This window comes from Streptomyces sp. HUAS TT7, from assembly GCF_051550175.1.
Taxonomy (GTDB): domain Bacteria; phylum Actinomycetota; class Actinomycetes; order Streptomycetales; family Streptomycetaceae; genus Streptomyces.
Genome location: NZ_CP196175.1, coordinates 4,551,363 through 4,574,490, shown reverse-complemented (window position 1 = coordinate 4,574,490; position 23,128 = coordinate 4,551,363). Strand labels below are relative to the sequence as shown.

Below are 23,128 nucleotides of genomic sequence, written 5' to 3'. Positions count from 1 at the left end.
GAGTTCCTGACTCACCCGGCCGAGCGGGGCTCGGGTCCGGGCTCACAGTGGCGGGACCGCGCCGGAATCACACCGGGCTTCCTCCCCTGACGCCGTCACCGGCGCAACGGGCCGTGCGGCCCGTTGCCTGCATAGTAGCGACCTTGCCGGGGGCGCTCCGGGTGGTGCGGGGCGCTTCCGCGGGTGGTGAGGCTCAGTGCGGGCCGTCTGTGGCTGGTCGCGCAGTTCCCCGCGCCCCTAGCAGGGTCGATCCTGGCCGGGGTGGGCATCTTCAGCCTGTCCGGCGATTGAGGACGAGCGCCCTTCAGGCGCGAACGAGGTCTGGGGCGGAGCCCCAGGGCCACCGACGGGCCGCAGCCGAATGACGACCCCCGGAGGGTTTCGGGAAGGGGCGGGGTGGGGGAAAAGCCCGCCCGGGTGGCCACCGCCTCGCTCGTGGGTATGCTCGCCGCCATGCCGCCCCCCTCCACAACACCCCCCAACCAGGGCGAACCCCGCATAGCGGACCCCTTGGGAGCTGTCGTGCACGACGTCCGAGCGACAGCCCAGGATGCCGCCGGGCGCCCCGCCCGCCCGGCCCCCGTCGTACGGGACCGCGACGACGCCTGCCCGGGCACCCTCCGCCTGCACACCGCGGACGACGGCAGACTGGCCCGACTCCGGCTCCCCGGCGGCATCTTGACGGTCCGTCAGGTCAACGCGCTGGCCGCCGCGGCCGAGCGGTACGGGGACGGCCACCTCGGCATCACCTCCCGCGGCAACGCCGAGTTGCGCGGCATCGGCGACAGCTGCGGCACCGGCCTCGCCGAACTCCTGCGCCACACCGCCCTGTTGCCCTCCGAGCGGCACGAGCGGATCCGCAACATCGTGGCTTCGCCACTGGCCGGGCTCGACAACCTCGGCCACGGCACCCTGCACCCCTGGCTGCGCGAACTGGACGCGCTCCTGTGCGCCCAGGACTGGACGCCCGCGCTCTCGGGCCGCTTCCTGTTCGCCCTGGACGACGGCCGCGGAGACGTCGCGAGCCTCGGCGCCGATGTGACCTTGCTCGCACAGGAGGGCGGAGACACGGCAGTCGTACGGGTCGGGGCGAGCACGCTGCGCGTGGCGGCGGCCGACGCCCCCCGCGCGGCACTGGAAGCCGCCCGCGCCTTCCTCGCCACCGCGGCCGCCGCGGGCACCGGCGCCTGGCGGGTACGCGAACTCCCCCCGGGCCACGAGGTCGCCCTCGCGCGCACCCTGGCCGACGCGGGCATCCCGGCCGAGCCCGCCCCCGTACCGGACGCGCACGCGACCGCCCCGGAACCCGGCACCGCGGCCGCCCCCGACGGAACGTACGCCGTGATCGTGGCCCCCGTGCTCGGCCGCGTGACCAGCACCCAGCTGCGGGCGCTCGCCGGCCCCGGCGGCGAGGTCAGGATCACCCCGTGGCGCGGATTCGTCCTCCCCGGGTTCGACGAGCGCACGGCCCACGAGAAGCTGCGGCAGCTCCACGACGCCGGGTTCATCACCACCCCCGACGCCCCGTGGGCCGGGGTCGGGGCGTGCACCGGCCGCCCCGGCTGCGCCAAGGCGCTGGCCGACGTACGCCGGGACGCCCTGCCGGGGCCGGGCGGGCTGCCGGTCCACTGGTCGGGCTGCGAACGCCGCTGCGGGCACCCGCACGGCGACTGGGTGGACGTGACGGCGACCCCCGACGGCCACTACACGGTGGCGGTACGAGGTGCAGGGGAACGCCAAGTGCCAATGGAACAGGGCGAGTTGGCGGTTGCCGTCGCCGCGGCACGGAGCACGGCGGCGACAGGACCGGCCCGAACGCAGGCGACAGGAACGGGAACAGGGACAACTACGAGATGAGCGAGAGCACAGTGACAGTGTTCGACTACGAGAAGGACGGCGCGGAGATCTACCGCCAGTCCTTCGCCACGATCCGCGCCGAGGCGGACCTCACCGGCCTGCCCGCCGACGTGAGCCAGGTCGCGGTCCGCATGATCCACGCCTGCGGCATGACGGACCTGACCCGTGACCTCGGCTGGACGCCCGGCGTCGTGGCCCGGGCCCGCGAGGCGCTGCGCGCGGGCGCGCCGATCCTGTGCGACGCGCGGATGGTGGCCAGCGGGGTGACCCGCAAGCGGCTGCCCGCCGACAACGAGGTCCTGTGCACGCTGGCCGACCCGTCGGTGCCCGAGCTCGCCGCGAAGATGGGCACGACGCGCAGCGCCGCCGCCCTGGAGCTGTGGCGCGACCGCCTGGACGGCGCGGTGGTTGCCGTCGGCAACGCGCCCACCGCCCTGTTCCGGCTGCTCGAAATGATCGAGGAGGGCGCGCCGCGGCCGGCCGCCGTCATCGGCGTACCGGTCGGCTTCATCGGCGCCGCCGAGTCCAAGGACGCACTCGCCGCGCACCCCTCGGGCCTGGAACACCTGGTGGTACGGGGCCGGCGCGGCGGCAGCGCGATCGCCGCGGCCGCACTCAACGCGATCGCGAGCGAGACGGAATGAACGCAATGAGCGAGAAGAACGACAATGTGGGCCGCCTCTACGGGGTCGGGCTCGGGCCCGGCGACCCCTCCCTCATGACCGTACGCGCGGTGGAGGCCATCGCCGAGGCGGACGTGGTGGCCTACCACTCGGCGCGGCACGGCCGGTCCATAGCGCGCTCGATCGCGGCGAAGCACATCCGTGCCGACCACATCGAGGAGAAGCTGGTCTACCCGCTCACCGTGGAGACCACCGACCACCCCGGCGGCTACCGGGGCGCCCTGAACGACTTCTACGAGGAGGCCTCGGCCCGGCTGGCCGAGCACCTCGACGCGGGCCGCACGGTCGCCGTGCTCGCCGAGGGCGACCCGCTGTTCTACGGCTCGTACCAGCACATGCACAAGCGGCTGGCGCACCGCTATCCGACCGAGGTGATCCCAGGGGTGACCTCGGTGAGCGCCGCGGCCGCCCGGCTCGGGGAGCCGCTGGTGGAGGCCGAGGAGGTGCTGACGATCCTGCCCGGCACGCTGCCGGAGGAGGAGCTCACCGCGCGCCTGGCCGCGACCGACTCGGCGGTGGTGATGAAGCTGGGCCGTACGTTCACCAAGGTGCGCCGGGCGCTTGAGCGTTCGGGCCGCCTGGACGAGGCGCGGTACGTGGAGCGCGCCACCATGGAGGGCGAGCGCACCGGTCGACTCGCCGGCATCGACGCCGAGTCGGTGCCGTACTTCTCCGTCGCGGTGCTCCCCAGCCGCATCGACGCCACCCCGCCGGAGCGCGAGCGCGGCGAGGTCGTGGTCGTGGGCACGGGTCCGGCGGGCCCGCTGTGGCTGACCCCCGAGACGCGGGGCGCGCTCGCCGCCGCCGACGACGTGGTGGGCTACACGACGTACGTGGACCGGGTGCCGGAGCGCCCCGGGCAGCGGCGGCACGGCTCGGACAACAAGGTGGAGTCCGAGCGCGCCGAGTTCGCGCTCCAACTGGCCATGCGGGGAAGGCGGGTTGTGGTCGTCTCGGGCGGCGACCCGGGCATCTTCGCGATGGCCACCGCCGTCCTTGAGGTCGCCTCGCAGCCGGAGTACGCGGACGTTCCCGTGCGGGTCCTGCCGGGGGTGACCGCGGCCAACGCGGCCGCCGCCCGCGCGGGCGCCCCGCTCGGCCACGACTACGCGACGATCTCTCTGTCCGACCGGCTCAAGCCCTGGGAGGTCATCGCGGAGCGCCTGCACGCGGCGGCCGCCGCCGATCTCGTCCTCGCGCTCTACAACCCCGGCTCGGCGAGCCGCACCTGGCAGGTGGCCAAGGCCCGCGAGCTGCTCCTGGAACACCGCACGCCGGACACCCCGGTCGTGGTCGCCCGGGACGTGGGCGGCCCCACGGAGCGGGTCCGCATCGTGCGCCTGACCGACCTGGACCCGGCCGAGGTCGACATGCGGACGATCCTGCTCATCGGCTCCTCGCAGACCCGGACCGTACGCCGCGGGGACGGCGAGGAGATCGTCTGGACCCCGCGCCGCTACCCGGAGAACTGACGCACCCAGGCGGCCGCCTCCTCGGGGGTGGCCGCCACGGCGACCCCGTCCGGCACGGGCGGCCGCCGCACGACGACGACGGGGATCCCGGCCTCGCGGGCGGCGGTGAGCTTGGGCGAGGTGGCGTCGCCCCCGCTGTCCTTGGTGACGAGCACGTCGATGGCGGCGGCGCGCAAGAGGTTCCTCTCCCCCTCCAAGGTGAAGGGCCCACGATCGAGCAGCACCTCCATCCGCACCGGACAGGGCGGCTCGGGCGCATCGACGGACCGCACGAGAAACCACAGCTCATCGAGATGGGCGAAGGCCGCGAGGCCCATGCGTCCGGTGGTGAGGAAGACGCGGCGGCCGAGCGCGGGGAGCAGCGCCGCGGCCTCGTCGAGGGAGTCCGCCGGGTGCCAGAGGTCGCCTTCGCCAGGAGCCCAGCCGGGCCGGCGCAGCGCCAGCAGGGGAACGTGGGCTGCGGCTGCGGCCGCCGCGGCGTTGAAACTGATGGTCCGGGCGAAGGGGTGGGTGGCGTCGACGAGCGCGTCCACCTCGTGCGTACGCAGCCACTGGACGAGCCCCTCGACGCCGCCGAACCCGCCGACGCGGACCTCCCCGTCCGGCATCCGGGGCGCGGCGACCCGCCCCGCGAGCGAGCTGGTCACGCGCAGCCCGGCGACCTCGGCGCCGTGCAACAGCCCCGCCAGCCGACGGGCCTCGCCCGTACCCCCCAGAATCAAGACGTGCACAGGATCGGATTCCGTTCGTGAGTGGGGCGAAGGGCGGGGCCCCCGGTGACCCCGGGTCAGGGGCGGGGCCCTAGCAACGGTGGCGGTCGGCCGAATACAGGTGGCTGTCCCTGAATTCGGACGCCCCCAGCACGCGCCCCACCAGAATCACAGCCGTCCGCACGACCCCCGCCCCCTTCACCTGCCCCGCGATGTCGGCCAGCGTCCCGCGCAGAACGAGTTCCTCGGGCCGCGAGGCATAGGCGACCACCGCCGCAGGACAGTCCGCACCGTAGTGCGGCAGCAACTCCTCGACGACCCGGTCGACATACCCCGTGGCCAGGTGCAGAACGAGCAGCGCCCCGCTGCGCCCCAGCGTCGCGAGGTCCTCGCCCTCCGGCATGGCCGTGGCGCGCTGGGCGATGCGGGTCAGGATGACGGTCTGGCCGACCGTGGGCACGGTGAGCTCCCGCTTGAGGGCGGCCGCCGCCGCAGCGAACGCGGGCACCCCCGGCACGACCTCGTAGGGCACGCCGGCCGCGTCGAGCCGCCGCATCTGCTCGGCGACGGCGCTGAACACGGACGGGTCCCCGGAGTGCAGCCGGGCCACGTCCTGCCCGGCCTCGTGGGCGCGTACCAACTCCCCGACGATCTCGTCCAGGTTGAGCTGCGCGGTGTCCACGAGACGGGCATCCTCGGGGCATTCCGCGAGGAGCTCGCGCGGTACGAGGCTGCCCGCGTACAGGCAGACCTGGCAGGAGGCGAGCGTCCGGGCGCCGCGCACCGTGATCAGGTCGGCGGCACCGGGTCCCGCGCCGATGAAGTACACGGTCATGTGGCTGCTCCTGGTGAAAGGTCGGTCGGATCGGACTTGGTCACGCACCACTGGGTGACGGGCATGGCCTGCCGCCACCCGGTGAACCCGCCGACCGGCACGGCGTGCGCGACCGCGAGCCGTACGAGTTCGCCGCCGCGTTGCCGGTACCACTCGGCGAGCAGCGCCTCGGACTCCAGGGTGACGGTGTTGGCGACGAGCCGTCCGCCGACGGGAAGCGCGTCCCAGCAGGCCGCGAGGAGTCCGGGTGCGGTGAGCCCGCCGCCGATGAACACGGCGTCGGGGGTGGGGAGTTGGGCCAGTGCGGCCGGGGCGGCGCCGGTGACGACGCGCAGCGCGGGCACGCCGAGCCGGTCGGCGTTGCGGGCGATGCGGTCGGCCCGTACGGGGTCGCGCTCGACGGTGAAGGCCCGGCAGGAGGGGTGCGTACGCATCCACTCCACCGCGATGGAGCCGGAGCCGCCGCCGACGTCCCAGAGCAGCTCGCCGGGCGCGGGCGCGAGCGCGCCGAGGGTGGCGGCGCGGATGTGCCGCTTGGTGAGCTGCCCGTCGTGCTCGTACGCCGTGTCGGGGAGCCCCGGGACGGCGCCGAGGCGGAGGGTTTCGGGGCCGCGGCGGCAGTCGACGGCGATGACGTTGAGGGCGTCGCCGGGGTCGGCGTCCCACCCGTCGGCGGCCCCTTCGACGCAGCGCTCGTCCTGCGACCCGAGCCGTTCGAGCACGCGCATCCGGCTGGGCCCGAACCCACGGTCGCGCAGGAGGGCGGCGACGTCGGCGGGGGTGCCGGCGCCGGCGCTGAGCACGAGGAGCCGGCGCCCGTCGTGGAGGGCGGCGGCGATCCGGGCGAGCGGCCGCCCGACGACGGTGACGACCTCGGTCTCCTCGACGGCCCAGCCGAGGCGGGCGCAGGCGTAGGAGAGCGAGGAGGGGTGCGGCAGAACGCGGGGCGGGGCGCCGAGGACCTCGGTGAGGGTGCGCCCGATCCCGTAGAACATGGGATCGCCGCTGGCCAGGACGGCGATGCGGCGCCCGCGGTGGGCTTCGAGGAGTACGGGGACGGCGGGCCGGAGCGGGGTGGGCCAGGCAACTCGTTCCGCGCCGCACGCGTCGGGCAGCAGAGCGAGCTGCCGAGCCCCGCCGATGACGACGTCGGCGGTGCCGAGCGCGTTCCGCGAGGCGGGAGCGAGCCCGCCCCACCCGTCGGCCCCGATCCCGATGACGGTGACGTCGGGGAGGGGGTTGGGGGGGTGGGGGGTCACGGTGTGAGTACCTCGGTGTGAGCGCGCGGGGGACGGAGCCGCACTCTACTGTCCGGGCGACCGCCCCGCCCCTCCCGGGCCCGGCTATCCCCTAGCCACCGCGTGGCTCCGGGGGCGGGGTGCGGCTCGGCAGGGTGCGCCGGGGCTCCGCCCCAGACCCCGGGAGGCCCCTCCCCGCCCACCCCCGCCCCGCACCAAAAACCCCTCGCACCCCCACCCCGCCCCGCCCTACCCTGACCAAGCCCAGCCATCCCACCCCCACCCCCACCCCGCGGGAGCAACACGTGCGCCGACTCTCCGAGACAGCCCAGAGCCCACACCTCACGGCACCCTTCGGAGACCCCCGCACTCATGCGACCGACCCGCACCCTGAACATCGGCATCCTCGCCCACGTAGACGCCGGTAAGACCAGCCTGACCGAGCGCCTGCTCTTCGACACCGGCACGATCGACCGGCTCGGCAGCGTGGACGCCGGCAGTACCCAGACCGACACCAACGCGATCGAGCGGCAGCGCGGCATCACCGTGCACTCCGCCGTCGCGTCGTTCCGCGTGGGCGACACCCAGGTCAACCTCATCGACACCCCGGGCCACAGCGACTTCATCGCCGAGGTGGAGCGCGCCCTGGGCGTACTGGACGGCGCCGTACTGGTCCTGTCCGCGGTGGAAGGCGTACAGGCGCAGACCCGCATCCTGATGCGCACCCTGCGCGAGACCCGCCTCCCGACGCTGATCTTCGTCAACAAGATCGACCGCGCCGGCGCCCGCACGGAGGCACTCCTCGCGGACATCCGCCGCAGGCTGACCCCCGACATCGTCGCCATGACGGCGGTACGAAACGCCGGCACAAAGACAGCGACCACCTCGCCGAAGCCGTACGACACCGAATTCACCACCGCCCTGGGCGAGTTGCTGGCAGACCACGACGACGAGCTCCTCACCCGAGTGGTGGACGGCCCGCCCCCCACCCCCGCCGAACTCGGCAAGGCCCTGGCCGACCAGACCGCGAAGGGGCTCGTACACCCCGTCCACTTCGGCTCGGCAATCGGCGGCCAGGGCATCGAAGCCCTGATCAACGCCATGGTCACCCTGCTCCCCGCACCGGAGCCGAACCCCGCGGCCCCACCCCGGGGCACGGTCTTCGCGGTGGAACGCGACGCGGCGACCGGCCACAGAACGGCGTACCTCCGCCTCTTCGAGGGCGAGGTGACGGTACGTCAGAAGCTGGCCTTCACCACCCCCACCGGATCCCACACCGGCCGCCTGACCTCGCTGAGCGTCGTCGGAGCCGACCCGAGCCCCACTCCCACCCTCACCCCCGGAAACATCGGGAGACTTCGCGGCCTGCCCGACATCCGCGTAGGCGACCACCTGGGCCACCCGGACGAGCGCGGCACCCACTTCGCGACCCCCACCCTCCAGTCCGTCGTACGCCCCCGGGACCCCGGCACCGCAGCGGCCGCCCGGCTCAACGCGGCCCTGAAGGACCTCGCGGAACAGGACCCCCTGATCCGCGCCCGCACCGAACCAGGCGGCGCCACCTCGGTGTTCCTGTACGGGGAGGTGCAGAAGGAGGTCATCGCCGTCACGCTCGCGGACACGTACGGCATTGAGGCGGTCTTCGAGCCGAGCCGTACGGTGCACACCGAACGCCCCACCCATACAGGGAAGTTCACCGAGGAGATGCACCGCGGCCCGGCACCCACCGGGCACTGGGCCACCGTCGGACTCCGCGTCGAACCGGCCCCGTACGGCAGGGGAAACACCTTCCGGTACGAGACCGAGCTCGGCGCACTGCCCCGCGCGTTCCACCAGGCCGTGGAGGAGACGGTGCACGACGCACTGCGTACGGGCCCGCTGGGCTGGGCGGTCACGGACTGCGCGGTCACGCTCGTACGCTCCGGCTTCAACAGCGTCATGAGTACGGCGGGCGACTTCCGCGCGCTGACCAGGATCGTCCTGGAAGGCGCCCTGCGGGACGCCGGAACCACGCTCTACGAGCCGTACCGGGCCTTCGAGTTGGAGATCCCGCCCGCCTCTCTCGCGACCGTGGCCGGACAGCTCACCTCCATGGGCGCGCTCATCGAGGAGAGCGCGGCCGCCGCCGAGGGATGGCTGCTGCGCGGCACGGTGGCGGCCCGCCGGGTCGCGGCGATCGAACGGCGCCTGCCCGGCCTGACCCACGGCGAGGCCGTCTGGTGGTCCCGCCCGGCGAAGGACAGGCCCGCGGCCCGGCCGACGAACCACCGTCCTCCCCGGGCGGACAGGTAGCCGCAGACCTCTTGCGACTTGGTCCAGACCAATGCCAGTCTCTCAAGTACCGCTACCGGAGGGCGACTTGGCGCGCCCGCGATGCGCCACAGCCGCCCCGCCTCCCCACGATCAAGGAGCACTCGCATGTCCGCACGGCGTACCGCAGCGTCCCTGGGTGTCCTCGGGGCGACCTCCCTGACGCTCCTCACCCTCACCCCGACGCCCGCGTCCGCGCACGGAGCCATGTTCAACCCGGTCAGCCGGATCGCCGCCTGTTACGCCGAGGGCCCGGAGCACCCGGTGTCGCAGGTGTGCAAGGACCTCGTCGCGGATTCGGGGACGCAGCCGCTGTACGACTGGAACGAGGTGAACATCGCCAACGCCAACGGCCAGTCCCGCCAGCTCATCCCGGACGGCAAGCTGTGCTCGGCGAACCGGGACAAGTACCGGGCGCTGGACTGGGCCCGTACCGACTGGCCGTCCACCAGCGTCGCGGCGGGGCAGTTCGACTTCAAGTTCCGGGTGACGGCGGCGCATTCGGGCACGATGACGGTGTACATCACCAAGCAGGGCTTCGACCCGACCAAGCCGCTGAAGTGGTCCGACCTGGACGACACCCCCGTAGCCACCTACCAGACCTCCAGAACGGCGACGGACGGCTACTACGACTTCACCGGTACGCTGCCCGCCCGCACCGGCCGCCACATCATCTACAAGGTCTGGCAGCGCGACGACAGCCCGGAGGCGTTCTACAGCTGCTCGGACGTGGTGTACGGCAGCACCGCGAAGGCCGCCGCGGCGCCGTCGGAACAGAGGATCACCGCAGACGCCCCCCACTCCACAGTGACCCACCACGGCCACGGCGGCGACCCCACACCCCCCGCCGCAACCCCGCCGAACCCGTCCGACTCCGTAGCCCCCCAAGCCCTGGCCGCGGTCTCCACCGCAAGCGCCGCAGCAGGCGGCTTCCTCCTCCTGCGCCGCCGCCGCGGCTGAGCCGGTCAACCCACCCGGGCGCCCCACCCGTTGAGCCGTGAGGTTTCCCGAAGGAGAATGTGAGTCAGACCACGCACAGCTCGCAAATTCCGACCAAGTAGGTAAACTTCAGGTCAAGTCAGCGAGCCGGACGGCGTCGCGGTAGTCCCGACCAGGACTGGCACGAACAGCGTCGTCCGGCTCTTTCTGTTGTGCCGCTCCCATCGACCCCGGGCAGCGGCACGGGGAACCGACAGGGGGAGTTGAAGCAATGAGCGTGGCTGAATTCGACACCAGAAAGCTGGACCGGCTGACCTGCCGGGAACGAGAGGTCCTGCGCAACCTCGCCCGGGCCGAACCGAACCGGGCGCTCGCCCGGCGCCTCGGCATCGCCGAGCGCACGATCAAGGCCCACATCACGAGCGTCGTACGCAAACTCGACCTCGACTCCAGACTTGAGGCGACCCTGGTGTCCGTCCAGCATCGCGAAGCCTTGACCCAGGATTCCATTGCCTCTTAGGGCATTGCCCTAAGAGGCAATGGAACAAGTCGATCACAGGCGGCAAGATCGAAGGTGTCGCCCGGGACGCCGGAGCGGCGCACGGGACGGTGCGCAGCGCGGCATCCGCGCCCGGATCATCCATAGCCTCCGGGAAGGAATCCCCACCTCATGAACCGTTCGACCATCCGCCGCGTCATGCCCGCGGCCGCCGTCGGCTCGGCCGTCTTCGGCGCCTTCATGGTCGCCGCCGTCGCCGCGCCGTTCTTCCTCAAGAGCTCGTTCAAGATGAGCAACGACGCGGCCTCGGCCGCCTGGCAGTCGATCATGGCGGGCATGGACATCGCCTCGGCGATCGGCCTGGCCTCCGGCGGTCTGGCCATCGGCGGCGCCCTCATGTGGGCCGCCAAGCAGGCCATCAAGCGCGGTGGCCGCAAGGCATTCGTCGCCTGACGTGCATTCATGTGCCGCCGGGATTCGGACAAGTGGAATCCCGGCGGCCACGGGCCACTCAAGAGTTATTTATTCAGTAAAGCAACAACTGGGCGGGAAACGCAATGAGGACGACGGCCGGCCTCCTCCGTCGGCAATGGCCGAGTCTTTTGTGCGGCGCGGTGCTCTGGTTCACGGCGTTCGGTGTCGGTTGGCTCAACGCCCCGACGGACGCGAGCGCGTTGACCCGGGTCCGGCAGGACGGCGACTGGGACCTCTTCCAGTCGATCCTGCTCAGGAACGTCGGCGTTTCCGGCGCCCTGTTCCTCGGCGTCGTCACGGCCGGTCTGGCCACGGTGCCGGTGGCGCTGGTCACCGGTGCGCTCGCCGGTCACAGCTGGGGCCAGGCGGCCCCGGCCCTCGGCGGCGAAGGAGTGGTCCGGCATCTGCTGCCGCACATGCCGCTGGAGCTGGCGGCCGTGGCGGTCGCCGCCGGCGCGGGTCTGGTGCCGCTGGTGACCTGGGCCCGTTCCGGCCTCGGCCGACCGATCGGGCGTGCCGAGTGGTGGGCCCAGATCGTCGATGCCGCCCGGCTGTGGGCGGTGTCGCTGGCAGGTCTTGTCGTAGCTGCGGGAGTGGAGACATGGTTGAGCACATAGGGCGTACCGCGGGAGTGGCTCAACTCCCGTCGTACGCAAGCGAGTTGCAGCAGGGATCGGCCGCGCCCCCGACGGCGGGCGGGCCGACGGGGCGGCTCCCCACCAGGCGCGCCCACGCGCTCGGCGTCGCGCTGCTGCTGCTCTGCACCGCCGCGTTCTGCATACCCCTGTGGGACGAGATCCGGGCGCGCCTCCAGGTCCGCCTGCCCGACGCGCCGGACGGCGCGGTGGGGATCGGCACGGCCATCGGGTGGAGCACCGCGACCCTGGCCAACCTGGTGACGATCGGCGTGCTCGGCGTGCTCTTCGGGGTGCTCGGCGCGCTGGCCCTGCGGTGGCGCACTCCCGACCCGGCGACGTTCGACTTCACCGGCGTGCGCCGGACATTCACCATCGCCTGGGGCCTGTACGTCCTCGCCAAGCTGGCCGGACAGGGCATCCTGGCCGCCTTCGGGTGGGCCCAACTGGCCACGGCGGTACCGGCGTTGACCAGACCCGACGGCTGGCTTCCGCTGCTCTTCGGCGCGCTGCTGTGGGCCGCCCGGTCCTTCGCGGGAGCCGCCTGGCCGCGCGCGCTGGCCATGGCGGGCGCCCTCACCGCCCTGTACACCGGGACGCTCCTGCTGCTGCCCTCCTGAGCCCCGAAATCCCCGAAGAGAACCGCCCCGACGCACACCGTACGGCCGGAGAACTGTGATTCAGCGTCTTGTCCTCAGCATTCTGGGGAACCGGAAAGTCATCGAACTCGTCCTGCGCTGCTGGGCCGTGATCGCGGACGGCCTGGTGCATCCGGCCGTGCGGATCGCGGGCGGGGTCGCGGCGGTGACGTCCGGCGCCTGTGCCCTCGCGTACTTCGCGCGGTTCAGCACCAGTGTGGACGCGACCAGGCGGGCGGTGGAGGCGTCGGACGCCCTCACCGGGGACCCGGGCAACGTGATGGACATCCTCCACCTGCTCAGCTTCGTCTGGCTGATCAGCGGCATCGTGCTGATCGTGATGGGCCTGATGGTGTCCCTGGCCCGGTCCGGGGGCCTGCTCCTCATCGTCGGCGGCGTGGTCTGGTGGGCTCCCCTCGGCTTCCTCGGCCTGAGACTCCCTGGGGCACCCGGCCTGCACCTGCTCGCGGGGATCTTCGTGGCGCTCGTCATCCCGGCGGCGGTGCTCTGCCCCGCCCAGCGGTACGCCGGTGGGGCCCGGCGGCGCCGGAAGGAGCCCGCGCCGGATGAGGCCTGACCGCACGGGCCCCGCCCGGTGGCCCCACGTGGTCGCCGCGCTGTGCCTGGCCGACACCCGCAGACGCCTGAACCTGACGACGGGCGAAGGTGTTGAGGGACGCCGACGGCGGCGCGCGGCCGTGGTCATCCTGTCCGCCGGTACGGCGGCGGTGCTCGGCGCCCTGATGCTGCTCGGCCGCACTCTGGGCGCGCTCGCCCCGGTCGGCGGCCTCACGCCCGCCGGTCTCGCCTCGCTGACCTGGGCCCCGGCGGCGGTCTGGACGGCCGCCCAACTCCTCGGCGCAGACCCGGCGTCGGCCAGGTCCCTAGTACGTCCGGCGGACGCGAGCGTGCTGCGTACGCTGCCGGTGTCCCGGGGCCAGGTGGTCGCCGCCCGGCTCGTCGTCCCCACGGCCGGGACCGCCCTCGCGCTCCTGGTCGCCCTCGGCGCGGTCGCGCTGCCCTGGCTCGCCGCCACCGGCCGCGGCCGCGACCTGCTGCCGGTCCTCGCCGTCAACGCCTGCGGGACCGTCGCCGTGGCCGGGGCCCTGCGCGTCCTGCTGGTCACCCTGTTCATGGTGCGGGTCACCCGGGTCGCGCAGCTGCCCCGGGCGCTGCTCGCCGGGGTGGCCGGCTGCTGCGCCGGTCTGCTCGCGGCTCCCTTCGCCCGGGCCCTCGGGGCGACTCCGGACGAGGCCGAGGCCACGGTGACCCGCCTGCTCGCGGACGCGCTCGCCGCCGGCCGCCCCGGGCTGTGGACCACCCTGCACACCCCGGCCCGTCTCGGCTGGACCACGGCGGGCTACCTCGCGGTGGCCGTACTCGCGGCTGCCACCGCCGCCCTGCGCGTGCGGACCACCGCCCGGCGCGACGCGGCGAACCCCTCGGCCCCGTACCGGATCCGTCCGCGTGACCCCCGGCGCCCGCGCACGACCCCCCGCAGGCCGACCCCCCTGTCCCTCGTCCTGAAGCTGACCTGGCTGCGGCTGCGGCGCGGCGACCCGGCGGTGGTCGGCGGGCTCGCCCGGCTGCAGCGGCTGAGCATCGCCTGCGGGGCGTTCTGCGCGGGAATCGCGGCGGCCCTCGACCACCCGCTGTGGCAGCTGCCCGCGCCCGCACTCGCCGGTCTGCTCGTGGCGGCGGCGCTGATGACGACGGGTGAGGTGATCCAGAGCTGCGGCATCGAGGCCGACCGGGCCTCCTGGGACCTGCTGCGCCAGTCACCGCTGCCGTCGGGCGCCTGGCCCGCGGCGAAGGCCGTCGCCTGTGCTCTCGCCGTACTCGCCGTGACCGCACCGCTCTTCCTCGGGGTGGCCGCGCTGGGCGGGGTGAGCGGCGCCGAGTGGGGCGTGGCCGTGCTGCTGCTCCCCGTCGTGGCGCTCGCGGCGGGCAGCGCCTCGGTCCTCACCTGGTACGCGGTACCGCGTACCGAGGGCTTCGACGCGGGGCGGGTCTCCCGGCCCCCGACGGCGGACCTGGTGGAGGGCGTGTTCGCAGCGCTCCTCACGCTGCCCGCGACAGCGGGCCTGGCGCTGATCGCGGCACTCACCGACGGCATCGCCGCCGGCCTGCTGGGATGCGCGCTCCTCGGCTTCGTACTGGCCGTGTCCGCGCTCGGTCTGCGCCGCCTGAGCGGCACGGACCTGCCCGGACCACGCCCACCACTCGCCCACCGACCCTCGGGGGAACCTCAGTGATCGAGACATCAGGCCTCTCCGTCCGGCGCGGCGAGACCGAGCTCTTCGGCGGCCTCGACCTGCGCATCGAGGCCGGGGAATCGGTCCGCCTCGCGGGCCCGAACGGCTGCGGCAAGAGCACCCTCCTCGCCGTGTTCGCCGGCCTGTGCTCGCCGTCGGCCGGATCGGCGACCATCGCGGGTCACGCCCCGGGCGCCCGCGCGGTCCGCGCCCTGCGCGGTTTCCTCCAGGAGCCGCCTCCGCTGTACGAACACCTCACCGCGTACGAGCAGTTGGCGCTGGTCGCCCGGCTGTGGGGCGTCCGCAAGAAGGCGCTGCTCGACCGCGCCGAGGCGCTGGACCTCGCGCACTGCAGGGACGTACTCGTCGGGGAACTCTCCCTCGGCCAGCGCAAGAAGCTCGGTTACGTCTGTGCCACCGCGCACGAGCCCCGACTGCTCCTGCTCGACGAGCCGTTCAACGCACTCGACCCGGCCGCCGTCACCGCGGTCACCGACGACCTGCGGCGCCGGGGCCGGGAGGGGCTCACCACCGTCCTGGTGTCCCACCTGGACATCGGTGAGCCCCTGCTCATCGACCGGACCATCGACCTCGGCGCCCTCGCCCCCACGACCGGAGACGGTGAATGATCGACGTACAGCACCTGGTGAAGACGTACGCGGGCCGACGCATCCTGGACGACCTCTCCTTCCATGTCGCTCCGGGCCGGGTGACCGCGTTCCTCGGGCCCAACGGGGCGGGCAAGTCGACCACCCTGCGCATGATCATGGGGCTGGGGCGGCCCGACTCCGGGACCGCGACCGTCCTCGGCGTCCCCTACCGCGAACTCCCCACGCCCTTGCGGTCCGTGGGCGCACTGCTCGACGCCTCGGCCGTCCACCCCGCCCGCAGCCCGCGCGCCCACCTGGGCTGGCTCGCCCGCACCCACCGCATCGCACCGGCCCGGGTGGACGCGGTGCTCGAACTGGTCGGGCTTGCCACCGCCGCGCGCAGACCGGTACGCGGGTTCTCGCTCGGCATGCGGCAGCGGCTCGGCATCGCCGCCGCCTTGCTCGGCGACCCGGAACTGCTGATCCTGGACGAGCCGGTGAACGGCCTCGATCCGGAGGGCATTCGCTGGTTCCGCACGCTGATGCGCGCCCTCGCCGACGAGGGCCGTACGGTGCTCGTCTCCAGCCATCTGATGAACGAGATGGCCCTGGTCGCCGACCACGTCCTGGTCATCGGCCAGGGCCGGGTGCTCAGCGACGGCCCCCTCGGCGACCTCCTGCGCGGCGGAACCCCCGCGGTCAGACTGCGATCCGACCACCTCCACGCCATGGCCGATGTGTTGAGGAGGGCCGGAGGAGAGCTGACCCAGGACAAGAGCCCGAACGGACCCGCCCTCGTGACCGGCCTCTCCGCACGCCGGATCGGCGACCTCGCCGCGCAGCAGGGCTGCGCGATCCATGAACTCACCCCAGTGGAGCCGGAGTTGGCGGACATCTATCTACGACTGACCGACGAGGCGGCCGAGTACCGGGCGAGCGCGCCCCTCACCGTCGAGCGCCGGAGCGAGGTGGCCGGCCGTGCGTGACGCGCTCGCCGCCGAGTGGATCAAACTGCGCTCGCTGCGCTCCACCCCGGCACTGCTGCTCACCGGGCTCCTCGTCACCGTGCTGACGGGCCTGCTGCTCTGTCTGCTGATCGGACCCGAGTTCCGGCGCGCGTCACCGTCCGACCGTACGGGCTTCGACCCCATCGGGCTCTCCTACTCCGGAATGCAGCTGGGCCAGCTCGCCCTCGTGGTCCTGGCCGTCCTGTCGGTGGGGTCGGAGTTCGGCACCGGCATGATCCGCACCTCGCTCGCCGCGGTGCCCGGCCGGGCCCGGTTCCTGACGGCCAAACTCACCCTGCTCGCCGCCGCAGGTCTCACCTGGGGCCTGCTGACCGGCAGCGTGGCCCTGCTCTGCGGCACCCGGGCCCTGGGCGCGGAGCCGTCCGAGCTCCCGCTCGCCGACGTGCTGCGTACGATGCTGGGGGCCGGTCTCTATGGCGCGCTCATCGCCGTCTGCGCGGGGGCGGTCACCTTCATGGTGCGGCGGTCGATCGCCGCGCTCGGCATTCTGCTGCCGCTGCTGTTCCTCGTGTCCAGCCTGCTCGGCGCCTCGTCGCGGCTCGCCTCCTTCGCCCGCCTGCTGCCGGACCGGGCCGGGCTGCGGCTGATGCAGGTCCATCAGGAACCCGGCGACCTGACGCCCGCAGGGGGTGGCGCGGTCCTGCTGCTGTGGACGCTGGCGGCCGCATTCGTGGCGTACGCGCTGTTCTCGCGGCGGGAGGTCTGACGCACCGACCGACTCAGCGCACCCCCTGCAACCGCGGCAGATGCAGATCCCGGAAGATCGCCGTCAGCCGCAGCGTCAGGACGACCCCGGCGGCGGCGACCGTCGTCAGGGTCGGGGTCGCCTCCAGCCAGTGGAGGACCTGGTAGCAGACCGCGCCGGCCAGCGCGGCGGTCGCGTACACCTCCTCGCGGAGCAGCAGCGGCGGGAACTGGCCGCACAGTACGTCGCGTACGACCTCGCCCGTGACGCCGGTCAGTACGGCGAGGATCACCACCGCGGCCGGGGTGACCCCGGCGTCCACCGCGGCGCGGGCGCCCATCACCGTGACCACGGCGAGGCCGACCGCGTCGACCACCATCAGCGAACGCTGCGGAAGTTCCCGGCGCCGCAGGTACAGCATCGTGCCGACGGCGGTGCAGGCGATGACGGTCAGCAGGACCCAGTCGTGCGTCCAGTACAGCGGGTGGCGGTCGAGGATCAGGTCGCGCAGGGTGCCGCCGGACACGGACGCGGCGAAGGCCAGGACCAGGCCGCCGAAGGGGTCCATGTTCGCCCGGTGCGCGGCCAGCACACCACTGGCCGCGAACGCGGCGACACCTATCAGATACAGCACGTGCAGCAGCATGAGGACACCCCCGGGTGGAGAAGCAGGAAGAACGCGTTCAGCGCGGGCGGCGGCGGGCGATCAGCAGGCCGCCCGCGGAGGCCAGGGCGGTGATCGAGACGGCCACGGCGTCGAGCGTCGGATCACCGCGGTCGGCCGCGCGGGGCGCGGGCCGATCGGGGCCGTCCGCCGAGGTCGCACGGACCGGAGCCGCCTGGGCCGGGACGGTGCACACGGCCGGGACGGTCAGGGTTCCCGCCAGTACCGCGGTCACCGCGATACGACGGGTGAAGTCCATCCCTCGATCGTGCCGGGCGGCGCACGCGCCGCGGATCGGCCGTTGGGCCGGGACCCCGGCCCGCATGACCGGCCGAAAGCATGAGCTCGGGGCCGGGCTCAGGACCCTGCCCCGGATCAGACCCGGACCAGGACCCCCATCACGGCCCGGACCAGGACCCGGATCAGGCCCTTCGGGCTACTTTCGCGTCCGCGCAAGTATGTTACTTTCGTATCGACGCAAATAGCTGCACGGCCGTCGTCGCCGTGCACAACCGCACGGCCGTCCCGCTCACCGTCGACGCCGTGCCCGCAGCGAGGGGGTGTTCGGGAATGAGTCCCGACCGAAGTCCTCGCCGCGCCCTGCCCGTCGGCTGATCCGGCCGACCGGCCCCTTTCTCGGAGCTGCGTGCACCCCGTCTCCTTCGCGGGTGCGCCCTGCTCGGCATGCGCTCAAACGCGGCACACACTCATCGGCGCACGCCCATTCCCCCACCCCGCACCCCTGACGACCCCAGGGAGGTTTCGTCATGACCATGCTCACCCCTACCCCCACCCCCGAGAAGCTCGCACCGCCGGGCCGGCGCGGGCGGCGGGAGCGGCGGGCCGCCGAGCTGGAGGCCCGTACCCGCATCGTCGGCGAGCGCCTCGGCGCCATCGCCGCGCAGCCCACCGCCCAGGTACTCAAGGACTACGGCGTCGACCGCGACGGGCTCTGCCAGGCCGAGGTGCTCGACCGCCAGGAGCGGCACGGCCTCAACGTGGTCGCCCAGGAGCGAGCCCCGCGCTGGTACGCGCAGCTGGTCAGGGCGTACGCGAACCCGTTCATCGCCGTACTCGTCCTCCTCGCCGCCGTCATGTACTGGCAGGACCCGGCGGACCCCGGCGTCATCATTCTGTCCGTGATGGTCGCCGTCAGCGGACTGCTGCGCTTCTGGCAGGAGTTCCGCTCCGGGCGGGCCGCCGACGCGCTGAAGAAGCTGGTCACCACGACCACCGCCGTACGGCGCCGGGCCGGTCGCGGGGCGCTGGCCACCACCGTCGAGATCCCGATGGACCAGGTCGTCCCGGGGGACATGGTCAAGCTGGGCGCGGGCGACCTGATCCCGGCGGACCTGCGGCTCGTCACCGCCAAGGATTTGATGGTCAGTCAGGCGGCCCTGTCGGGCGAGTCGCTGCCGGTCGCCAAGGCCGACGCGAGGAGCGGGGAGGACAACAGGTCCCCGTCGGCCGATCCCGTCGACGCGGACAACCTCTGCCTGATGGGTACGTCCGTAACGTCCGGTACGGCAACGGGAGTTGTGGTTGCCACCGGCGCGGACACCTACTTCGGGTCGATGGCGGGCTCGCTCGTCGGGGAGCGCCCGCAGACCAACTTCGACAACGGGGTGCGCAGGGTCAGCTTCCTGCTCATCCGCTTCATGCTGGTGATGGTCCCCGTCGTGTTCGCGATCAACGGGCTCACGAAGGGCGACTGGGACGAGGCGTTCCTGTTCGCCATCGCCGTCGCGGTCGGGCTCACGCCCGAGATGCTGCCGATGGTCGTCTCCGCGAACCTCGCGCGTGGCGCCGTCGCGATGGCGAAGAAGAAGGTCGTCGTCAAGCGGCTCAACGCGATCCAGAACCTGGGCGCGATGGACGTCCTGTGCACCGACAAGACGGGCACGCTCACCGAGGACCGCATCGTCCTGGACCGCTACCTCGACGTGCACGGCGCGGAGGACAACGAGGTTCTGGAGTACGGGTACTTGAACGCCCACTTCCAGACCGGACTGCGCAACCTCATGGACCGGGCGGTCATCGACCGCGTCAACGAGGCCGAGGAGGTTGTCGTCGACGCGCGGTTCTCGATGGTCGACGAGATCCCCTTCGACTTCGCCCGGCGCCGCATGTCCGTCGTCCTCAATCGCAACGGCCTGCTGGGCAAGGCGGGCCGGGCAGAGCACATCCTGATCACCAAGGGCGCGGTGGAGGAGGTGGTCGGCCTCTGTACGCACATGATGGACCGGGGCGAGCGCGTAGAGCTCACCGACCAGCTCCGGTGGCACGTCACCCGCACCGCCGAGGACAACAACCGTCAGGGGCTCAGGGTCCTGGCCGTGGCGACCCGCACGATGCCGACCGCGCGCGACACGTACACCGTCGCGGACGAGTCCGGCCTCACCCTGGTCGGCTTCCTCGCCTTCCTCGACCCGCCGAAGGCGGACGCGGCCGCCGCGCTGCGCGGCCTCGCGGACAACGGCATCGCGGTGAAGGTAGTCACCGGCGACAACGAGCTGGTCGCGGCGCGGGTCTGCGCGGACGTAGGCATCGAGGTCGGCAGGGTCGTGACGGGCCCGGAGGTGGACGGCCTGGAGGACGCCGCACTGCGTCAACTGGCAGCGAGTACCACGGTGTTCGCGAAGATCAACCCGGTCCAGAAGGCCCGTATCGTACGGGCGCTGCAGGCCGAGGGGCACACGGTCGGCTTCCTCGGGGACGGCATCAACGACGCGGCGGCGCTGCGGGACGCGGACGTCGGCATCTCCGTCGACACAGCGGTCGACATCGCCAAGGAGTCGGCCGACATCATCCTCCTTGAGAAGGACCTCACGGTTCTTGAGCAGGGTGTGGTGCAGGGCCGCACCACCTTCGGCAACACCATCAAGTACATCAAGATGACGGCGTCCTCGAACTTCGGCAACGTCTTCTCGGTGCTGGTCGCCTCGGCCTTCATCCCCTTCCAGCCGATGCTGGCGATCATGCTCCTGGTCCAGAACCTGGTGTACGACATCGCCCAGCTGGCCACTCCGTGGGACCGCATGGACGAGGAGTACCTGCGCAAGCCGCGCAACTGGGACGCGAAGGGGATCGGGCGATTCATGGTGACGATCGGGCCCATCAGCTCGATCTTCGACATCGCGATGTTCGCGATCATGTGGAATGTCTTCGGCGCGAATTCCGAATCCAACCAGGCGCTGTTCCAGTCGGGTTGGTTCATCGAGGGCCTGCTGTCGCAGACGCTGATCGTCCACATGATCCGTACGCGCAAGATCCCCTTCATCCAGTCCCGGGCGACGTGGCCGGTGATGGTGATGACGATCCTGGCGGTGGCGACGGGCCTGTACCTCCCCTTCTCGCCGCTGGCCGCGACGCTCGGCTTCGTGCCGGTGCCGATGTCGTACTTCCCCTGGCTGGTGGGGGTGCTGCTTGCGTACTGCACGCTGACACAGGTGGTGAAGGGGTGGTACGCGCGGCGGTTCGGGTGGCTGTAGGAGCCCCCGTTTCCCAGGTGGGGCTGTGGCCCGAACCCCGGACGGCCATCGGTACGGGTCCGGCGCTGGGCGGGTTCATCGCTTCGCCGGCTCGTCCTTGCGCGCGGACTGGAGCCGGTAGGGCACGTCGATCACGGTCACCCCGGGCATGAAGAGCAGCCGGGCTTTGAGCCGCAGCGCGCTCTGGTTGTGCAGCGGCTGCTCCCACCAGTGGCTCACGATGTACTCGGGGATGACCACGGACACCATCGCACTCGGGTCCGAGTCCGCCGTCTCCTTCACATGGGCGAGGACCGGGGCGACGACTTCCCGGTACGGCGAGTTGATGATCGTCAGCGGTACGTCCAGGTCGTGCGTGTCCCACTGCTGGCGCAGCCGGTCCGCGTCCTCGTCGGCGGCTGCCGTGAGCGCGGTCAGGGTGTCGGGCCGCAGCGCCTGGGCGAAGCCGATCGCCTTCAGGGTGGGCGCGTGCACGGCGGAGACCAGCACGAACGCATGGTGGCGGGAGGGCCTGCGGGGCCTGGCGTCCGGCGCGACGGCGACCTCCTTGGCCACCTGGTCGTAGTGGCGCCGTACGCCCTTCATGCCGACGAACAGGAGCGGCATCGCGATGATCACCAGCCAGGCGCCGTGCGTGAACTTGGTGATCAGGACGATGACGAGGACGATCGCCGTCATGGTCGCGCCGACCGAGTTGATGGCGAGCGAGCGGTGGATGTGCCGCCGGTTCTCCTGCCCGGCCGGGGTGGCGAGCTCCTTGCGCCAGTGCTTGACCATGCCGGCCTGCGACAGCGTGAACGAGACGAAGACGCCGATGATGTACAGCTGGATCAGCCGCGACAGCTCCGCGTCGAACGCCACGATCAGCGCGATCGCGGCGAGCGCGAGCAGCACGACACCGTTGGAGTAGACGAGCCGGTCGCCCCGGTTGTAGAGCTGGCGCGGCGCGTACCGGTCCTTGGCCAGGATCGAGGCGAGCATCGGGAACCCGTTGAACGCGGTGTTCGCGGCGAGGATCAGCACGCCCGCGGTGAAGGCCTGCACCAGGTAGAACATGATGTCCACGTGCCCGAACGTGGCCCGCGCGATCTGCGCGAGCGCGGTGGACATGGCGGTCCCGGCGGGCAGCCCCAACTCCGTTGGATCGGCGGCCACATGGACCTTGTAGACCATGGCGAGCGCGGTGATCCCGGCGAACATCGTGACCGACAACAGGCCCATCGCAGCAAGGGTGTTGGCGGCATTGCGGCTCTTCGGCTTCTGGAACGCGGGTACGCCGTTGCTGATCGCCTCCACACCCGTCAGAGCCGTACACCCGGAGGCGAAGGCACGCATGGCGAGCAGCACGACGGCGATCCCGGCGTACGTCCCGGCCGCCTGGATGGGCAGCGCGGCGGACTCGGCGCGGATCGTGGCGCCGGTGGCGAGCCGCACCGCGGCGAACGCGAACATCACGTAGATCACGAACACGAAGCCGTACGTGGGGATGGCGAAGACCCGCCCGGACTCGCGCACCCCCCGCAGGTTCATGACGGTCAGGATCACCACGAACGTGACGGACAGCGCGACTTGGTGCTCGGCGAGCGACGGAATGGCCGACGTAATGGCAGCAACGCCGGACACGACGGAAACCGCGACCGTCAGTACGTAGTCGACGAGCAGCGCGCTGGCCGCGGTGAGCGCGGCGGTGGGCCCGAGGTTCTCGGCACTGACGACGTACGCGCCGCCACCCCCCGGATAGGCGTAACAGGTCTGCCGGTACGAAGCCACCACAACCACCAGCAGGAAGATGATGGCCGCCGCCGCGTACCAGGTGAGGTGCAGCAGGGTGACTCCGCCGAGCGCGAGGATCAGCAGGATCTCCTCGGTGGCGTACGCGACCGAGGAGAGCGGGTCGCTGCAGAAGATCGGCAGCGCGAGCCGCTTGGGCAGCAGCGTCTCACCCAGCCGACTGGTGTCCAGCGGCCGTCCGACCAGCATCCGCTTCGCGGAACTCGAAACTCCCATAACTGAGGAAAGTAGCCGCAATGCCGCATATCTAATGGTTTGCCGCACCGGCTGGGGCCGTACGGGTGATTTCACGTTCTGTGCACACGAGGTGACCGTACGCAGCTACCCTCGATGG

General features: G+C 72.3%; 21 protein-coding genes and 1 riboswitch. Of the genes, 15 read left to right on the top strand and 6 right to left on the bottom strand.

All coding sequences use genetic code 11. The features are described 5' to 3' along the window. Window positions 1–84: riboswitch (cobalamin riboswitch) on the bottom strand. Between the two features lie 357 nt (window positions 85–441). Genes ACSHXC_RS20665 through ACSHXC_RS20655 form a run of 3 tightly spaced genes read left to right on the top strand, consistent with a single transcriptional unit; the run spans window position 442 to window position 4,012 of the window. Continuing rightward, a complete protein-coding gene (locus tag ACSHXC_RS20665) occupies window positions 442–1,857 on the top strand; it encodes a cobalamin biosynthesis protein CobG (protein ID WP_438296715.1) in 1,416 nt (471 codons plus the stop codon). Then, complete coding sequence (locus ACSHXC_RS20660; protein WP_438292989.1) at window positions 1,854–2,501, top strand: precorrin-8X methylmutase; 648 nt, start codon at window positions 1,854–1,856, stop codon at window positions 2,499–2,501. Before ACSHXC_RS20665 ends, ACSHXC_RS20660 begins: the two co-directional genes overlap by 4 nt. A 5-nt stretch (window positions 2,502–2,506) precedes the next feature. Continuing rightward, complete coding sequence (locus tag ACSHXC_RS20655) at window positions 2,507–4,012, top strand: precorrin-2 C(20)-methyltransferase (protein WP_438292988.1); 1,506 nt, start codon at window positions 2,507–2,509, stop codon at window positions 4,010–4,012. On the opposite strand, the gene ACSHXC_RS20650 is transcribed toward ACSHXC_RS20655, so the two are convergent. The 3 genes from ACSHXC_RS20650 to cbiE form a co-directional block, all read right to left on the bottom strand. Beyond that, window positions 3,997–4,743, bottom strand: coding sequence for a cobalt-precorrin-6A reductase (locus ACSHXC_RS20650; protein WP_438292987.1), 747 nt, complete (start codon window positions 4,741–4,743; stop codon window positions 3,997–3,999). The two genes, ACSHXC_RS20655 and ACSHXC_RS20650, sit on opposite strands and share 16 nt — an antisense overlap. A gap of 70 nt (window positions 4,744–4,813) precedes the next feature. After that, the gene (gene cobM / locus ACSHXC_RS20645) at window positions 4,814–5,557 is read right to left on the bottom strand and encodes a precorrin-4 C(11)-methyltransferase (RefSeq protein ID WP_438292986.1); all 744 of its coding nucleotides are present in this window, start codon (window positions 5,555–5,557) and stop codon (window positions 4,814–4,816) included. Further along, window positions 5,554–6,816, bottom strand: coding sequence for a precorrin-6y C5,15-methyltransferase (decarboxylating) subunit CbiE (cbiE, locus tag ACSHXC_RS20640; RefSeq protein WP_438292985.1), 1,263 nt, complete (start codon window positions 6,814–6,816; stop codon window positions 5,554–5,556). Before cbiE ends, cobM begins: the two co-directional genes overlap by 4 nt. 351 nt (window positions 6,817–7,167) lie before the next feature. On the opposite strand from cbiE, the gene ACSHXC_RS20635 reads away from it, so the two are divergent. The 11 genes from ACSHXC_RS20635 to ACSHXC_RS20585 all read left to right on the top strand — a co-directional run bounded on the left by ACSHXC_RS20635 (window position 7,168) and on the right by ACSHXC_RS20585 (window position 16,869). Further along, a complete protein-coding gene (locus ACSHXC_RS20635) occupies window positions 7,168–9,087 on the top strand; it encodes a GTP-binding protein (protein WP_438292984.1) in 1,920 nt (639 codons plus the stop codon). Between the two features lie 126 nt (window positions 9,088–9,213). Then, complete coding sequence (locus ACSHXC_RS20630) at window positions 9,214–10,065, top strand: lytic polysaccharide monooxygenase auxiliary activity family 9 protein (RefSeq protein WP_438292983.1); 852 nt, start codon at window positions 9,214–9,216, stop codon at window positions 10,063–10,065. Window positions 10,066–10,315: 250 nt separating this feature from the next. Then, a complete protein-coding gene (locus ACSHXC_RS20625) occupies window positions 10,316–10,564 on the top strand; it encodes a LuxR C-terminal-related transcriptional regulator (RefSeq protein ID WP_438292982.1) in 249 nt (82 codons plus the stop codon). A gap of 150 nt (window positions 10,565–10,714) precedes the next feature. Then, on the top strand, window positions 10,715–10,996 hold the full coding sequence (locus tag ACSHXC_RS20620; RefSeq protein WP_189967560.1) for a hypothetical protein: 282 nt from the start codon (window positions 10,715–10,717) through the stop codon (window positions 10,994–10,996). A gap of 104 nt (window positions 10,997–11,100) precedes the next feature. Next, window positions 11,101–11,634, top strand: coding sequence for a stage II sporulation protein M (locus ACSHXC_RS20615; RefSeq protein ID WP_438292981.1), 534 nt, complete (start codon window positions 11,101–11,103; stop codon window positions 11,632–11,634). Further along, a complete protein-coding gene (locus tag ACSHXC_RS20610) occupies window positions 11,619–12,272 on the top strand; it encodes a hypothetical protein (RefSeq protein WP_438292980.1) in 654 nt (217 codons plus the stop codon). The genes ACSHXC_RS20615 and ACSHXC_RS20610 overlap by 16 nt, the downstream gene beginning before the upstream one ends. A gap of 55 nt (window positions 12,273–12,327) precedes the next feature. Further along, complete coding sequence (locus ACSHXC_RS20605; RefSeq protein WP_438292979.1) at window positions 12,328–12,867, top strand: hypothetical protein; 540 nt, start codon at window positions 12,328–12,330, stop codon at window positions 12,865–12,867. Continuing rightward, the gene (locus ACSHXC_RS20600) at window positions 12,857–14,545 is read left to right on the top strand and encodes a hypothetical protein (RefSeq protein ID WP_438292978.1); all 1,689 of its coding nucleotides are present in this window, start codon (window positions 12,857–12,859) and stop codon (window positions 14,543–14,545) included. Before ACSHXC_RS20605 ends, ACSHXC_RS20600 begins: the two co-directional genes overlap by 11 nt. Beyond that, the gene (locus ACSHXC_RS20595) at window positions 14,542–15,174 is read left to right on the top strand and encodes an ATP-binding cassette domain-containing protein (RefSeq protein ID WP_438292977.1); all 633 of its coding nucleotides are present in this window, start codon (window positions 14,542–14,544) and stop codon (window positions 15,172–15,174) included. The genes ACSHXC_RS20600 and ACSHXC_RS20595 overlap by 4 nt, the downstream gene beginning before the upstream one ends. Then, entirely contained in the window at window positions 15,171–16,121 is a 951-nt protein-coding gene (locus ACSHXC_RS20590; RefSeq protein WP_438292976.1) for an ABC transporter ATP-binding protein, read from the top strand. The genes ACSHXC_RS20595 and ACSHXC_RS20590 overlap by 4 nt, the downstream gene beginning before the upstream one ends. Beyond that, the gene (locus ACSHXC_RS20585; protein ID WP_438292975.1) at window positions 16,114–16,869 is read left to right on the top strand and encodes an ABC transporter permease; all 756 of its coding nucleotides are present in this window, start codon (window positions 16,114–16,116) and stop codon (window positions 16,867–16,869) included. The genes ACSHXC_RS20590 and ACSHXC_RS20585 overlap by 8 nt, the downstream gene beginning before the upstream one ends. Window positions 16,870–16,882: 13 nt before the next feature. Here ACSHXC_RS20585 and ACSHXC_RS20580 read toward each other — a convergent pair whose 3' ends face one another. Then, the gene (locus tag ACSHXC_RS20580) at window positions 16,883–17,494 is read right to left on the bottom strand and encodes a trimeric intracellular cation channel family protein (RefSeq protein ID WP_438292974.1); all 612 of its coding nucleotides are present in this window, start codon (window positions 17,492–17,494) and stop codon (window positions 16,883–16,885) included. A 37-nt stretch (window positions 17,495–17,531) separates the two neighbouring features. Next, on the bottom strand, window positions 17,532–17,771 hold the full coding sequence (locus tag ACSHXC_RS20575) for a hypothetical protein (RefSeq protein ID WP_438292973.1): 240 nt from the start codon (window positions 17,769–17,771) through the stop codon (window positions 17,532–17,534). A gap of 508 nt (window positions 17,772–18,279) precedes the next feature. Between ACSHXC_RS20575 and mgtA the strand changes: the two genes are divergently transcribed. Further along, a complete protein-coding gene (mgtA, locus tag ACSHXC_RS20570; protein ID WP_438292972.1) occupies window positions 18,280–21,003 on the top strand; it encodes a magnesium-translocating P-type ATPase in 2,724 nt (907 codons plus the stop codon). Window positions 21,004–21,078: 75 nt separating this feature from the next. On the opposite strand, the gene ACSHXC_RS20565 is transcribed toward mgtA, so the two are convergent. Next, window positions 21,079–23,010 carry an APC family permease gene (locus tag ACSHXC_RS20565; RefSeq protein ID WP_438292971.1) on the bottom strand — a complete coding sequence of 644 codons (1,932 nt, stop codon included), beginning with the start codon at window positions 23,008–23,010 and terminating at the stop codon, window positions 21,079–21,081. Window positions 23,011–23,128: the final 118 nt, after the last annotated feature.

Coding starts and splice junctions, on each gene's coding strand:
- ACSHXC_RS20665 (WP_438296715.1), top strand. CDS start 442: ATGCTCGCCGCCATGCCGCCCCCCTCCACAACACCCCCCAACCAGGGC.
- ACSHXC_RS20660 (WP_438292989.1), top strand. CDS start 1,854: ATGAGCGAGAGCACAGTGACAGTGTTCGACTACGAGAAGGACGGCGCG.
- ACSHXC_RS20655 (WP_438292988.1), top strand. CDS start 2,507: ATGAGCGAGAAGAACGACAATGTGGGCCGCCTCTACGGGGTCGGGCTC.
- cobM (WP_438292986.1), bottom strand. CDS start 5,557: ATGACCGTGTACTTCATCGGCGCGGGACCCGGTGCCGCCGACCTGATC.
- ACSHXC_RS20635 (WP_438292984.1), top strand. CDS start 7,168: ATGCGACCGACCCGCACCCTGAACATCGGCATCCTCGCCCACGTAGAC.
- ACSHXC_RS20630 (WP_438292983.1), top strand. CDS start 9,214: ATGTCCGCACGGCGTACCGCAGCGTCCCTGGGTGTCCTCGGGGCGACC.
- ACSHXC_RS20625 (WP_438292982.1), top strand. CDS start 10,316: ATGAGCGTGGCTGAATTCGACACCAGAAAGCTGGACCGGCTGACCTGC.
- ACSHXC_RS20620 (WP_189967560.1), top strand. CDS start 10,715: ATGAACCGTTCGACCATCCGCCGCGTCATGCCCGCGGCCGCCGTCGGC.
- ACSHXC_RS20615 (WP_438292981.1), top strand. CDS start 11,101: ATGAGGACGACGGCCGGCCTCCTCCGTCGGCAATGGCCGAGTCTTTTG.
- ACSHXC_RS20610 (WP_438292980.1), top strand. CDS start 11,619: ATGGTTGAGCACATAGGGCGTACCGCGGGAGTGGCTCAACTCCCGTCG.
- ACSHXC_RS20600 (WP_438292978.1), top strand. CDS start 12,857: ATGAGGCCTGACCGCACGGGCCCCGCCCGGTGGCCCCACGTGGTCGCC.
- ACSHXC_RS20590 (WP_438292976.1), top strand. CDS start 15,171: ATGATCGACGTACAGCACCTGGTGAAGACGTACGCGGGCCGACGCATC.
- ACSHXC_RS20580 (WP_438292974.1), bottom strand. CDS start 17,494: ATGCTGCTGCACGTGCTGTATCTGATAGGTGTCGCCGCGTTCGCGGCC.
- ACSHXC_RS20575 (WP_438292973.1), bottom strand. CDS start 17,771: ATGGACTTCACCCGTCGTATCGCGGTGACCGCGGTACTGGCGGGAACC.
- mgtA (WP_438292972.1), top strand. CDS start 18,280: ATGACCATGCTCACCCCTACCCCCACCCCCGAGAAGCTCGCACCGCCG.
- ACSHXC_RS20565 (WP_438292971.1), bottom strand. CDS start 23,010: ATGGGAGTTTCGAGTTCCGCGAAGCGGATGCTGGTCGGACGGCCGCTG.